The sequence below is a fragment of the Nocardiopsis codii genome (assembly GCF_036327455.1).
GTDB classification, from domain to species: Bacteria; Actinomycetota; Actinomycetes; order Streptosporangiales; family Streptosporangiaceae; genus Nocardiopsis; species Nocardiopsis codii.
In genome coordinates, this window is the sequence record NZ_JAUZMY010000001.1 from 162,170 (window position 1) to 175,612 (window position 13,443).

Below are 13,443 nucleotides of genomic sequence, written 5' to 3' on the forward strand. Positions count from 1 at the left end.
CGTGGCGGCGCCCCGGGCGTATGTCCGGAACCCTAAGAGAAAAGGCTCCCCCTCGGCAGTACAGACCCGAACGGGCGATTTCGCCGCCAAAGTGATGATTGTGGGAGAGTCCTGTGGGGAAGGCCGGTAGGGGATCCGCGGCGAGCACCACCGGCGGACCGCGGCGCGGTGGCGCCGGACCGGGGCCGCGCGCCCCGGTTTATTCCCCGGCCGGAGTGTAAAGAGCCTGACACCCGGTGGTCGGCCACCTGGCTGATAGCTTGCTGCCTAGGCGATCCCATCGCTGGTGAACACGACGAGCCCCGTTCCTGGAAAGGTGCGTCAGAGATGTCTGCGCCATACACGCTTCCCGAACTGCCCTACGACTACGCGGCCCTGGAGCCGTGGATCTCCGGCCAGATCATGGAGCTGCACCACGACAAGCACCACGCTGCCTACGTCACCGGTGCCAACACCGCTCTGGAGAAGCTGGCGGAGGTTCGCGAGTCCGGTGACTACGGCACCGTGAACCTGCACGAGAAGAACCTGGCGTTCCACCTGGGCGGCCACGTCAACCACAGCGTCTTCTGGAAGAACCTGTCCCCCGAGGGCGGCGACAAGCCCGAGGGCGAGCTGGGTGCGGCCATCGACGACCAGTTCGGTTCGTTCGACGCCTTCCGCGCGCACTTCGGCGCCGCGGCCACCGCCCTCCAGGGCTCCGGCTGGGCGATCCTGGCCTGGGACCCCCTGGGCGGGCGGCTGATCATCGAGCAGCTGTACGACCAGCAGGCGAACATCGCCATCGGCACCCAGCCGCTGCTGATGCTGGACATGTGGGAGCACGCCTTCTACCTCCAGTACAAGAACGTGAAGGCCGAGTACGTCAAGGCGTTCTGGAACGTGGTCAACTGGGCCGACGTCCAGGACCGCTTCGACGCCGCCCGCAAGGTGCAGCTGGGCTAGGTCGTGTCCTCCGGGTCCGGGCTCCCCGGACCCCGGTACCGACCCGGTCGCCGGAGCCCCGGAAGCCCGGGGTGCCCCGGGAGCGGGCACCCCGGCGGCCCACGGCCCCGGCCGGGCAGCGCGAAGGGCGGCACCACCCCGGTGGTGCCGCCCTCGCGTGCGTCCGGGCCCGGCCCCCGGGCGGGTCAGACGACGAGCCGGACGGGGTCCTCCGCCACCGGCCCGTGCCGGTGGAACTCGCGCCAGGCCCGCGCGAGCCGCCAGACCAGCTCCTCGCGGGTGTCCGCGTCGAAGGCGACCGGGAGCCGGAAGTACTCGGCGTGACGCCCGTCGGGGGACGCCGACATGGTGGGGCCGGGGACCAGCTCCACGTCGTGGCAGAGCGCGACCTGGGCGTAGGCGCGGGAGTCCACGCCGGGGAGGTGCACCCACAGGGCCGCGCCTCCGTCGGGGCGCTGCCACTCCCAGGCGGGCAGGGAGGAGCGGAGCAGACCCTCCATGTGGACGATGGCTTCGCTCATCAGCGCGGAACGCTCCCGCGCGAGGTTCCCGTAGTCCTCCAGCAGGCGCACGGTCACCGCCTGGTCCAGCAAGGGGCTGGCCAGGTCGGCGAGGACCTTGCGGCGGCTGAGCCGCAGTGCCATCTCGGCCGGGGCCCGCAGCCAGCCCACCCTGAGCCCCGCCCAGGAGACCTTGGACAGGGAGTCGACGCTGATCACCTCGGCTCCGCGCGGGGCGAACGCGGCCAGCGGCGAGGGCTCGTCCGGGGAGCGCAGCCCGGTGTAGGCGGCGTCCTCCAGGATCGGCACCCCGTGGCGGGCGGACAGCTCGCCCAGCTCCCGGCGGCGCGCCGCGGACATCATCGTGCCCGTGGGGTTGTGGTACGAGGGCATGACGTAGACCAGGTGGGGCGCGTGCTCGACCACCGCCCGGCGCACGCCGACCGCGTCGATGCCCTGGTCGTCCAGCGGCACGGGCAGGAAGCGTGCCCCGCGGTCCCCCATCAGGTCCAGGCAGCCCGCGAAGCTGGGGTCCTCGACCACCACGGGCGACCCCTCGCGCAGGTACAGCTGGGAGACCAGGTTGACGGCCTGGTGCGCTCCGGTGGTGACCACGATCTGGTCCGGGGTCGTCGGCAGGTCCAGACGGCAGTAGTGGTCGGCGATGGCCTGGCGCAGGGCGGGAAGCCCGCGGGGGTAGTAGGTGCTCTCGGCCATGAGTGACGGCAGGTCCTCGGCGACGACCCGGCGGATCGCGGTCTCCACCCCCGACAGCGCCGGGGTGTTGAGGCAGGAGGCCGAGATGAGGCCCTCCTCGCGCTGGAACAGGTTGCGGTACATGGGGTTGCCGCTGCCGTTGCGGGTCCAGCCGTCCGGACGGACGGGGGCGACCCTGCCGCTGATCCGGGTGCCGCTGCCCTGCCTGCTGTCGAGCAGGCCCTCCGAACGCAGGGAGTCGTAGGCGGACACCACGGTCGTGCGGCTGACCCGGAGCGCGGTGGCGAGGACCCGCTCGGAGGGCAGGCGTTCGTTCGCCGTCAGGGTGCCCTGTTCGACGAGGTCGCGCAGGGTGTCCGCGAGGCGCCGGTAGAGGGGGCCCTCTCCCCGGGACCAGGTGCCGAGGAGGTCCGCGAGTTCGGCGGGCTTCCGAGAAGAGTCCATTTGCCACTCCATTGGATCTGTGGGGACGACCCCCCGGCTTTCATAATGGCATCCAAGAAGAAGATGCCACCAGAGCCAAAGTGGACCCTTGGATTGAGGTCCACTTCTCGATCGGAGTCGTCATGAACATCCTCGCGCAGCGCCCCCGCACCTCCGCCTCCCACCCGCGCACGGCCCGTCCCCTGCCCCGGGGCCAGGGCCTCGGGGAACGGCGGCCCGTGCTGGTCGAGTCGCGCACGCTCCGGGGCGACCGCCGGCACCTCGCAGCGCTCGCAGCCGCGCTGCGGCAGCGGGCCGCCGAGGGGGCCGGCGCCCCGGAGGAGGTCCACTTCTCCGACGGAGGCGACCGAATACACGTCATCGTGCTGTGGCGCTCGCCGACGGACGTGCGGGAGTTCGTCGAGGCGGCGCACCGGGACCTCCTGGGCTTCCGCGCGCGGACCGGCGCCTTCCCCGAGGTGGAGCGCGTCCTGTGGTGGGCGGTCGGCGGCTCCGCCGTGACCGCGGAGGAGGCCGCGGCCCGCGCGGACCACCTGCGCGAGCACGGTCCGGGGCGGCGCGCGTTCTCGCTCGCCTCCCCCGTCCCCGCACCGGCCTGACCGCCTCCGCCGGCCCGGCCACGGGGAGCGCGGCTCGTGTCCCGGTCACCCGGTCGCCGCGCAGGAGCGGCCGGGGGGCGTGGCCGCCCCGGCCGGCCGGAACCTCCGGCCCGTTCCCGGCGGCGGGGGGTCAGCGCATGGCGTCGACCGCCCAGGTCCCGCCCAGCCCGGGGGCCAGCGAACGGCTCGCCGCCTCGGCGAACCCGTCCGGCCCCAGGCTCCCGGTGCCCTCCGGCACCGCACCCGCCAGCGGGCCAGCCCCCATGTCCGGCAGGTCGGTGAGGTTGCAGCGCATCGCCAGGTCCGGACGTTGCGGCCAGGACCCCACCACGACGCCCACCGGGTGCAGCCCGCGCGTGCGCAGCGCCTCACCGGTCAGCGCGGTCGCGTTCAACGTGCCCAGGTCCGGCCGGGCCACCACCAGGACGGGCGCGGACAGCAGCACGGCGGCGTCGGCCAGGGTCTCGCCCTCCGGGTTCAGCCGCACCAGGAGCCCGCCGGCTCCTTCCACCAGCACCAGGTCGTGTTCGCCGACCAGGCCCCACACCGTGTCGGCCACGTGCTCGGCCCGCACGGCGGGAGCTCCGCAGCGGGCCGCGGCGGTGGCGGGCGCGAGCGGGTCCGGGTAGCGGGCCAGCTCCACCGTGGTCACCCCGGGGACCAGTCCGGCGACGACGTCCACGTCACCGCGTCCGGTCGGCCCCACCCCGGTCTGGGCGGGCTTGACCACGGCCACCCGCTGCCCCGCAGCCCGAGCCAGAGCGGCCACCGCCGCCGTGACCACGGTCTTGCCGACCTCGGTACCGGTCCCGGTCACCATCAGGACGGTCACCGCCACCACGCTCTCTCCCCGTCATCGCCCACGCGACCTCCCGTCCTCTCGTCTCTCGTCCCTGTTTCTCCTGAACGAGCAGCCTTCCCAGTCAAGAGGGCTCCAAGCACGTCCCCTCCCCGAGCGGCCTGTGACCCGTGCCTCGGGCGCCGCGCCCGCTCAGCGCCCGGCGTCCCCGTCCGCCCGCACCGAGGCTCCCGCGGCGGCGACCATCCCCTCGGCGATCACGGCCACGTCCTCGGCCGTGCAGGTGTAGGGCGGCATGGCGTACACGTGCTCGCGGAAGGGCCGGAGCCACACCCCCGCCTCCACGGCCGCCCGTGTGGCCTCGCGCATCCGCACGGGCGCCTCCAGCTCCACCACGCCGATCGCGCCGAGGACCCGTACCTCCCGCACCCCCGGCATCCCCTCCAGCGGGGCGAGGCCCGCGCGCAGGCCGGCCCCGATCCGCGCCACGTCGCCCTTCCAGTCGCCCCCGGTCAGCAGTTCCACCGACGCCACGGCCGTCGCGCAGGCCAGCGGGTTGCCCATGAACGTGGGCCCGTGGGCGAGGACCGGCACCTCCCCCTCCGCGATCCCCCGGGCCACGCGCCCGGTGCACAGGGTGGCGGCGAGCGTCAGGTACCCGCCGGTCAGCGCCTTGCCCAGGCACATCACGTCGGGGGCCACCCCTGCGTGGTCGGCGGCGAACAGCTCACCCGTGCGGCCGAAACCCGTCGCGATCTCGTCGAAGACCAGGAGCAGCCCGTGCGCGTCCGCGATCCTGCGCAGCTCCCGCAGGTAGCCGGGGTGGTGGAAGCGCATCCCCCCGGCGCCCTGCACCACGGGCTCCACGATGATCGCCGCCAGCTCCCCGGCGTGCTCGGCGGCCAGGCGCTCGAACCCCGCCACGTAGTGCGGGTCGGGAGGGGTGTCGAACCCTCCGGGGGGCGCGGGCGCGTGCACCTGGGCGGGGAGGAGGTCGCCCCACAGGGCGTGCATGCCCCCGTCGGGGTCGCAGACGCTCATCGCGTGGAACGTGTCGCCGTGGTACCCGCCCCTCCAGGTGAGGAAGCGGCGCCGCTCCGGGCTCCCGGCGGAGCGGTGGTACTGGAGGCACATCTTCATGGCGACCTCCACCGACACCGACCCGGAGTCGGCGAGGAAGACGTGCTCCAGCGGCTCCGGTGTGATCTCCACCAGCGCCTCCGCCAACTCGGCCGCCGGACCGTGCGTGAGCCCCCCGAACATGACGTGGCTGAAGGCGTCCACCTGTCCCCGCACCGCCGCGTCGAGCACGGGGTGCCGGTACCCGTGGATCGCCGACCACCAGGACGCCATCCCGTCGACCACCCGGTGGGACCCGCCGTCCGACCACAGGGTCAGCCGGGTCCCCTCCGCCCCGGTGACCACGTACGGCCGTTCGGCCGCGGGGACCGTCGAGTAGGGGTGCCACAGGTGCGCGGTGTCGGCCTCGCGGACCCGGCCGGGTCCGTGCCCCGGGCGGACCGCCCCTGTGTCTGTGCGCGTCATGGTGCCCCATTGTTCACCCGGCGCCCGCGGACGGCCCCCCTGCCGTCCCACCAGGAATCCGCGCGGAACTTTGTGGGCTTCCACCGGTGACGGGCGACCCCGGGACCGGCAGAGTCGTAGACGCCTCCCTGGCACCAGGACCGGACCGCCCCAGCGGGATTGGCCGCCGCTGGGCCGGTCCCCTCCGGGGAGGCGTCCGCCGTCGGGCGGGCAGCCGCACCCGCCGCGACGGTGGGCCCGCGGCGGCGCCGCCCCGGGACGGCGTCCCCGCGCCCGAGCCGCACGGTCCGCACCGGATCCGCTCGTCCCCCTCCACCCCCTGCCCCCACCGGAGTGTGCCCGACACCGACCACCGCATCGAGGAGCCCGCGCGTATGCAGAGCCCCACCGCCACCGCACCGTCCCGCCGCCCGTGGACCCTGCGCGCCACGCGCCTCCCCCCGCCGGCCACGGCCGCCGCTCGCGCGGCCTCGGCGTTCTCACCCGCAGCCGCACCGCACCCCTTCGCGTGGTTGGACGGCGCGGCCCGGCGCCGCGCGGACGCCGGACTGACCCGGCGCACCGTGCCCAGAGCGGTGGACGACGACCTCCTTGACCTGGCGGGCAACGACTACCTGGGGCTGCTCCGCCACCCGGACGTGGTGGGCGCGGCGGCCGACGCGGCCCGCGCGTGGGGCGCGGGCGCCGGTGGATCGCGCCTGGTCACCGGCGACACCGACCTCCACCAGGAGTTGGAGCGCGAACTCGCCGCCTTCTACGGCACGGAGTCCGCCCTGGTGTTCTCCTCCGGCTACACGGCGAACCTGGCGATGGTCACCGCGCTGGGGGCCGCCGACGACGACGGCGCACCCCTGCTGGTGTGCGACAGGTACAACCACGCCTCCCTCATCGACGCGACGCGGTTGGCGAAGGCCGCCGGGGCGCGTGTGGCGCTCTTCGACCACGCCGAGGCCGACCGCGCGGCGGAGGCGCTCGCCGCGGCGCGGGGCCGGGCACTGGTGCTGAGCGACACCGTGTTCTCGGTGGACGGCGACCTCACGGACGCGGCAGCCCTCGCCCTCGTGGCGCGGCGGCACGGCGCGGCCCTCCTGCTGGACGACGCGCACGGGCTGGGCGTGGTGGGTCCGGGCGGTCGGGGCGCGCTGACCGCGGCCGGGCTGCGCGGCGCGGACGACGTCGCGGTGTCGGTGACCCTGTCCAAGTCCCTCGGTGCGCAGGGCGGCGCGGTCCTCGGGTCCCGACGGGTGATCCGGCACCTGGTCGAGACCGCGCGCACGTTCGTCTTCGACACCGGTCTCGCCCCGGCGGCAGCGGGAGGGGCGCTCGCGGCCCTGCGCGTGCTGCGCGGGGAGCCCGAACGGGCGGACGCGGTCCGGGACCGCGCCCGCCGGCTGTCCGAGGGTCTGCGCGAACGGGGCCTCGACGCGAGCAGACCCGACGCCGCCGTGGTGTCGGTGAGGGCGCCCTCGCCCGAGGCGGCCCTGGAATGGCGCGCGGCGTGCCTCGCGAAGGGGGTGCGCGTGGGGTGCTTCCGTCCCCCCTCGGTCCCGGACGGCCGATCCCGGCTGCGGTTGACCGCCCGCGCCACCCTGGGCGCCGCAGACGTCGACCGCGTCCTCTCCGTCGTCGGATCGACCCGTCCCCGGTAGTCTTGCGAAGGAATCAGGAGCCGTCCGGTAGGGGGAGGCGGTATCGGCCGTGTCAGCACGTGGTGACGACCCGGGGACCCCGGAACCCGTGTCCGGCGACTCCTCCGGGGACTCCGCCGCAGGGGTCGGCGGTCCCGGCGACGACCCCCGGACCGTTGCGGACGGCTCCCCTCCCGAACTCCCCGAACTCCTGGGCGGCCCGGGCGAAGGCTCCCCGGACAGCGGCGCCCCGCGCGGGCGGCGGCGCGGAGCCCGTGTCGCCGTCGCGCTCTCCCTCCTCCTCGTGCTCACCCTGGTCGTCACCCTGACCGTGCCCGCCACCCGCGAGGGGCTCATGCGCCTGTGGTGCGACGCCACCGGCGGCGTGTGCCCCGGCGAGGAGCTCCCCCCGATCACCGAGGACGAGGAGTCCGACTGGCGGGTCCGGATGGAGCCGGAGGAGGCCGCCCTGTGGGGCAACTACGTGGCCCTGGGCGACTCCTACTCGTCGGGTGACGGCGCGGGCGACTACGACCCGGACACCGCCGAACCGGGCGGTTGCTGGCGGTCGGAGAACGCCTACCCCAGGGTCATCGGCGAGGAGTTCGACTTCGCCGGTTCCCTGGCCTTCTACGCGTGCAGCAGCCACAAGGGCAAGGACATGCTCAGCCAGGTCGGCACCCCCGAGTCCCAGATCGAGCGGGTCACCGAGAACACGTCCCTGGTGACCATCGGGATCGGCGGCAACGACCTGGGGTTCACCCCCGTCCTGCGCACCTGCATTGTGCGGATGCCGCTGCTGGAGAGCAGCGTCTGCGTCGAGCAGGAGGAGGACCTGGAGAGCCGGATGGACGCGTTCGAGGAGACCCTGGCCGAGGTGCTCGGCGAGATCCGCGACCGCGCGCCCGACGCCCGCGTGCTCGTGCTGGGATACCCGCGGCTGTTCCCCGAGGAGCCCCCGGGCATGTACTACACGCTGACCGTGAGCGACCAGGTCTGGTTGAACTCGGTCGCCGAGCGCTTCAACGAGCGCATCCGCGACGGGGTGTACGCGGTGGACGGGGACGTGTACGGCGGCCGCCGGACCGGCAGCGTCGAGTACGTCAACACCTTCTCCGCCCTCAACGGGTACGAGGTGAGCGCGGAGGAGTCCTGGTTGAACGGCATCGTGCTCGGCCAGCTGGGCGAGGGGCTGCGCGTGGACCGGGCGAGCTTCCACCCCACGGCCATGGGCCAGATGTCCATCGCCGAGCGCGTACGGCTCCAGATCCTGGAAGGACCGGAACGCACGATGTACGTGTCCCGGGAGACCCTCGACGACGTCGACCCGGACCAGCTGATGTCGGAGCTGGGCGGTCCCCTGGACCCCGTCGGCGTCCCGGACCCCTCGGAGTCGCCGGCCAACGAGGCCGACGCTCCCTGACACCCGGTGTCCGCGGAGATCCGTGACCGCACCACGTACGGGCTCCGCGCCGGCCGCGACGGACGCGGAACCGGCAACCGGCGGGCCGGACGTCCGCCGTCGCGCGCGGGGCCGGGCGTCCCCCCGGGCGCGGGCCCGGCGGGACACCCTCCTCGCGGTCCTCTACTGCTCGGCCCTGAGCTCCTCCAGGACCTCACCGAACCGGTCCAGACCCCAGTTGAGGTCCTGCTCGCTGATCACGAGGGGCGGTGACATGCGCACCGTGGAACCGTGGGTGTCCTTGACCAGGACCCCGTGCTCCGCGAGGCGCTTGCACAGCTCCTTGCCCGAGGCGAGCCCCGGGTCGACGTCGATGCCCGCCCACAGCCCGATGCTGCGCGTGGACACCACCCCGTTGCCGACGAACTCCTTCAGGCGGCGCCGGAGCACCTCGCCGAGGCGGCGCGTGTTCTCCAGGTAGGGCCCCTCGGTGAGCATGCGGACGACCGTCGACCCGACCGCTCCGGCCATCGGGTTGCCGCCGAACGTGCTGCCGTGCTGGCCCGGCTGGATCACGCCGAGCACGTTCTCGTCGGCGACCATCGCCGACACGGGCAGGATGCCGCCGCCCAGGGCTTTACCGAACAGGTAGGCGTCGGGCACCACGCCGCTGTGCTCGCAGGCGCGGATGGTGCCGGTGCGGCCGAGGCCGGACTGCACCTCGTCCGCGATGAACAGCACCCTGTTGGCGTCGCAGATCTCCCGTACCCGGGGCAGGTAGTCCGGGGGAGGCACGATCACGCCCGCCTCGCCCTGGACCGGCTCGATGAGGACCGCCGCCGTGGTGTGGTCGACGGCCTCCTCGATCGCGCGAGCGTCCCCGTACGGCACCGACCTGAACCCGGGGGTGTACGGGCCGAAGCCCGTCTTGGCCTCCGGGTCCGAGGAGAAGGAGATGACCGTGGTGGTGCGCCCGTGGAAGTTGGCTCCCGCCACGACGATGGTGGCCTGGTTCTCCGGGATGCCCTTGACCTCGTAGCCCCACTTGCGGGCCACCTTGATACCGGTCTCCACCGCCTCCGCGCCGGTGTTCATCGGGAGGACCTTCTCCTTGCCGACCATGTCGGCGAGGGCGCTGACCCAGGGGCCGAACTGGTCGTTGTGGAAGGCGCGGCTCGTGAGCGTGACCCGGTCCAGCTGGCGGTGCGCCGCCGCCAGCAGGTCGGGGTGGTGGTGGCCGAAGTTCATGGCCGAGTATCCGGCCAGGCAGTCCAGGTACTTCTTTCCCTCCACGTCCGTCACCCAGGCGCCACGGCCCTCGGCGATCACGACGGGAAGGGGTGAGTAGTTGTGCGCGGATCGCGCCTGAGCCAGCGCGATGTGGTCGGCGCTGGAGAGTCCCTGTCCGCCGGGGTTTCCGGCAGAGTCCTGCTGTCCCAGATTCTGGGTGGTGTCCATCTAGCCGCTCCGATCACCATTGACCGATGTCAGACAGTAGATACCCACCGGACGGCCCGGTAGAGCCCTCCGGCGGGCGGTCCCCAAAGAGTTGAGCAGATGATCCGGTGGACCCACAAGGGGTGAGGCGTATCACAGGTTGCGGCCCAGGCCCGAAACCCGCGCGCGACGACACCCTCCGAGCCCCCTGAGCGGGCGCCTTACATCTACGGTGACCTGGGATAACACCCTGGGTGACGCGCTCCACAGCCCCGGCGGCGATCGGGCCGCTCCCGGAGGGGTACCGTCGCACCAACAAGCCACCGTGCCGCCGCGAGCCCTCCGCCGTGGACGGCCCGTCGACCAACGTCAGGGAGGTCGGACGTGCCCACCGCCGTGTCCCCAGCGTCCACGGACGCGCACTTCTCCCTGGCCGCGCTGCTCGCCGCGGTCACCGACGCGGTCCCCGACCGGACAGCCCTGGTCGCGGGTCCCCGGCGCCTCACGTACCGGACTCTGCACGAGCGCTCGGTCCGCCTCGCCCGCCACCTGGTCGGCGCGGGGGTGGGCCCCGGCGAACACGTCGCGATCCTGGCGTACAACCGCGCCGAGTGGGTGGAGTCCTTCCTCGGGGTCCTGCGCGCCGGCGCGGTGCCCGTCAACGTCAACTACCGCTACGTCGCGGGTGAGCTGCGGCATGTCCTGGCCGACTCCCACGCGGTCGCGCTGATCGCCGAGGACTCCCTGGCCTCGACGGTGTCCGCCGTGCGCCCCGACCTGCCCCGGCTGCGCCACGTGGTGCTCGTCTCCGACGGCTCCGCGCGCGGCGCCGAGGGGGTCGACTACGAGGAGGCCCTGGCCGCCGCGCCGGAGGACGCGGTCCTGCCGCCGACCAGCGGCGAGGACCACTACCTGCTCTACACCGGGGGCACCACCGGCTATCCCAAGGGCGTGCTGTGGCGGCAGGCCGACATCTTCCGCGCCGCCCTGGAGCGGCGTTCGCCCGGGGCGCCCCGCGCCCGGACCCTGGACGACGTCGCCGAACGCGCCGCCCGCTGTTTCCCGCAGCGCATGCTGGTCCTGGGCCCCCTGATGCACGCCGCCGGGCAGTGGAACGCCCTGAGCATGCTGCTGTGCGGCAAGCAGGTGGTGCTGTCCACCGATCGAAGCTTCCGCCCGGACCGGGTGCTGGAGATGGCGCACCGCGAGGGCGTGCACACGGTCCAGCTGGTGGGGGACGCCATGGCCCGCCCGCTGGCCCGGCACCTGCTCACCGAGCCCGGCCTGTGCCCGGAGCTGACCGCGGTCCGCTCCGGCGGCACGCCGCTCACCCCGCAGGTGCGCGGCCTGTGGCGCGCCTGGCGCGAGGACGTCGCCCTCGCGGACTCCTACGGGGGTTCGGAGACGGGCGTGTGCGGTTCGGCGACGGCCGCCGAGGGCTCCCCCGCGGACACGACCGAGTCGCTGGCGGGGGCCGCCGACGCCCGCAGCTTCACCATGGGCGGCAGCATCGCGGTCCTGGACCAGGCGCTGCGCCCGCTGCCGCCGGGCTCTCCCGAGGTCGGCCGGATCGCGCGCACCGGACGCATCCCGCTGGGCTACTACAACGACCCGATCACCACCGCCCGCACCTTCCCCACCGACGCCGACGGGCGCCGCTGGGCCCTGTCGGGCGACTTCGGGACCCGGACCGAGGACGGCTCGATCATCCTGCTGGGACGGGGGAGCGCCGTCATCAACACCGCCGGGGAGAAGGTGTACCCGGAGGAGGTGGAGGCCGCCCTGAAGGCGCACCCCTCGGTGGAGGACGCGATCGTGGTGCCCGCCTCCGACGAGCGGCTCGGCCAGCGGGTGACCGCACTGGTCTCCCTCGCCGCGGGCGCCCGGCTGGAGAAGGCGTCGCTGTTGGAGCACTGCCGTGTCCGGCTGGCGGGGTTCAAGGTCCCGAGGACCGTCCACTTCGTGGACCGGGTGCGGCGCACGGCCGTCGGCAAGCAGGACTACCGGTGGGCGGCGTCGGTCGCCCGGGACGGTTCGGCCCCGCGCGGGACGGCGGGGACCGTCGCCCCGGGCCCGCTGCGGTACTGACCCCCGCGGTCCCCGACGTCTCCCGGCGTGCGGGCGGGGGTCGTGACCGCCCCTGTGGAGGACCGCACGCCGCCCCTGCGAAAAACGCAGTTTTCGGATGCCATCTGCTTGATTCGCCACGAGACCAAAAAGAACGACATTCAGGGACAAAGTCCACGTAGGGGTTCCGCCAGCACCTTCGCGGCGGCTCGCGGCGGGGTGCGGAGGACCGCCCGCTGTCTGCGGCGTCCGCCCGCAGCGGCCTCAGCCCCTTGTACCTTAGATCCCGTCGGCCGCAGTCTCCGGCCGATTCGGACGGTCCCCTTTTTCGCCTCATCCCCCACCCATCGCACGCACGTGTGCGCGGTGACACCCTTAGGACGGAGGATGGCGCGCCCCCTCCCGGGCTTCCCGGGTCGCGCCCAACTACTCAGATGGCCAATTCCGTAGGCTCCTACATCTTCAACGCGGTGCGCGGCGGCGCCGTGGGCGCCTCTGAAGCACTTCCCGGCATCAGCGGCGGCACCGTCGCCCTCATCGTCGGCCTCTATGACAGCCTCATCGGCGGCGCGGGCCACATGGTCAGCGGAATCAAGAGGTACGTCACCGACGTCCCGCGCGGGCGCGGCAAGGAGCGCGCACAGGAGCAGTTCCGCCAGGTGGACTGGAGCGTCCTGGTCCCCGCGCTGGTCGGCATGGCGGTGTTCCTGGTCCTGGCCGCCGTCCTGCTGGCACCGTTGGTCGACGCCTACACCCAGTACGCCTACGCCCTGTTCTTCGGCCTGGTCCTCGCCTGCCTGTGGATTCCCTACACCGGGGCCGGCAGGCCCTGGAAGGCAGGGCACTACGCCGTGGCGCTGGTGTTCGCCGTAGCCGCGTTCCTGCTCACGGGACTGCCCGGCGCCAACCTGCCCACGCACCCGGTGATCGTCTTCCTCGCGGCCGCCGTGGCCGTCTGCGCCCTGGTGCTGCCCGGCCTGTCCGGCTCGTTCATCCTGCTCACACTGGGCCTGTACGAGCCGACGATCAACGCGGTCGGCGACTTCGACATCGCCTATCTGAGCGTCTTCGCCCTGGGCATGCTCACCGGGCTGTCCCTGTTCGTGAAGTTGCTCCAGTTCCTCCTGGAGAACTTCCATCACATGACCCTCGTCGTACTCACCGGCCTCATGGCCGGCTCACTGCGCGCGCTGTGGCCCTGGCAGACCGAGTCCCGTGAGCTCCTCACCCCCACCGACGTCCCCGTGACCGTCGCCTTCATGGTCGTCGGCTTCGCGATCGTGACCGCTGCCATCGTCTGGGAGCGCCGGAAGCGCACGCAAGCCGAAGTTCTCCACGTCTCGACCCACCTCTGACCGGCAAG

10 protein-coding genes are annotated in these 13,443 nt (G+C 73.4%); 6 read left to right on the forward strand and 4 right to left on the reverse strand.

What is annotated here, in order from left to right; translation table 11 throughout:
• Positions 1–327 precede the first annotated feature (327 nt).
• The gene (locus Q8791_RS00645) at positions 328–942 is read left to right on the forward strand and encodes a superoxide dismutase (RefSeq protein WP_330089560.1); all 615 of its coding nucleotides are present in this window, start codon (positions 328–330) and stop codon (positions 940–942) included.
• Positions 943–1,127: 185 nt separating this feature from the next.
• Here the strand turns inward: Q8791_RS00645 and Q8791_RS00650 are convergent, their stop codons facing one another.
• The gene (locus Q8791_RS00650) at positions 1,128–2,603 is read right to left on the reverse strand and encodes an aminotransferase-like domain-containing protein (protein WP_330089561.1); all 1,476 of its coding nucleotides are present in this window, start codon (positions 2,601–2,603) and stop codon (positions 1,128–1,130) included.
• Positions 2,604–2,683: 80 nt separating this feature from the next.
• Here Q8791_RS00650 and Q8791_RS00655 point away from each other — a divergent pair, with 80 nt between their 5' ends.
• Complete coding sequence (locus Q8791_RS00655) at positions 2,684–3,202, forward strand: DUF3291 domain-containing protein (protein WP_330089562.1); 519 nt, start codon at positions 2,684–2,686, stop codon at positions 3,200–3,202.
• Positions 3,203–3,332: 130 nt separating this feature from the next.
• On the opposite strand, the gene bioD is transcribed toward Q8791_RS00655, so the two are convergent.
• Both bioD and Q8791_RS00665 read right to left on the reverse strand, forming a co-directional pair.
• Positions 3,333–4,034 carry a dethiobiotin synthase gene (gene bioD / locus Q8791_RS00660; protein WP_330089786.1) on the reverse strand — a complete coding sequence of 234 codons (702 nt, stop codon included), beginning with the start codon at positions 4,032–4,034 and terminating at the stop codon, positions 3,333–3,335.
• 159 nt (positions 4,035–4,193) lie between these two features.
• A complete protein-coding gene (locus tag Q8791_RS00665) occupies positions 4,194–5,546 on the reverse strand; it encodes an adenosylmethionine--8-amino-7-oxononanoate transaminase (protein WP_330089563.1) in 1,353 nt (450 codons plus the stop codon).
• Between the two features lie 374 nt (positions 5,547–5,920).
• Between Q8791_RS00665 and Q8791_RS00670 the strand changes: the two genes are divergently transcribed.
• Both Q8791_RS00670 and Q8791_RS00675 read left to right on the forward strand, forming a co-directional pair.
• Complete coding sequence (locus tag Q8791_RS00670) at positions 5,921–7,195, forward strand: 8-amino-7-oxononanoate synthase (protein WP_330089564.1); 1,275 nt, start codon at positions 5,921–5,923, stop codon at positions 7,193–7,195.
• Positions 7,196–7,244: 49 nt separating this feature from the next.
• Positions 7,245–8,597, forward strand: a complete 1,353-nt coding sequence (locus tag Q8791_RS00675; protein WP_330089565.1) for an SGNH/GDSL hydrolase family protein — start codon at positions 7,245–7,247, stop codon at positions 8,595–8,597.
• A 162-nt stretch (positions 8,598–8,759) separates the two neighbouring features.
• Here Q8791_RS00675 and rocD read toward each other — a convergent pair whose 3' ends face one another.
• Positions 8,760–10,034: an ornithine--oxo-acid transaminase gene (rocD, locus tag Q8791_RS00680; protein ID WP_330089566.1), complete on the reverse strand. Its 1,275-nt coding sequence runs from the start codon at positions 10,032–10,034 to the stop codon at positions 8,760–8,762.
• Between the two features lie 363 nt (positions 10,035–10,397).
• Between rocD and Q8791_RS00685 the strand changes: the two genes are divergently transcribed.
• Both Q8791_RS00685 and Q8791_RS00690 read left to right on the forward strand, forming a co-directional pair.
• Positions 10,398–12,101: an acyl-CoA synthetase gene (locus Q8791_RS00685; RefSeq protein WP_330089567.1), complete on the forward strand. Its 1,704-nt coding sequence runs from the start codon at positions 10,398–10,400 to the stop codon at positions 12,099–12,101.
• 413 nt (positions 12,102–12,514) lie between these two features.
• Positions 12,515–13,435, forward strand: coding sequence for a DUF368 domain-containing protein (locus Q8791_RS00690; protein WP_330089568.1), 921 nt, complete (start codon positions 12,515–12,517; stop codon positions 13,433–13,435).
• The last annotated feature ends 8 nt before the right edge of the window (positions 13,436–13,443 follow it).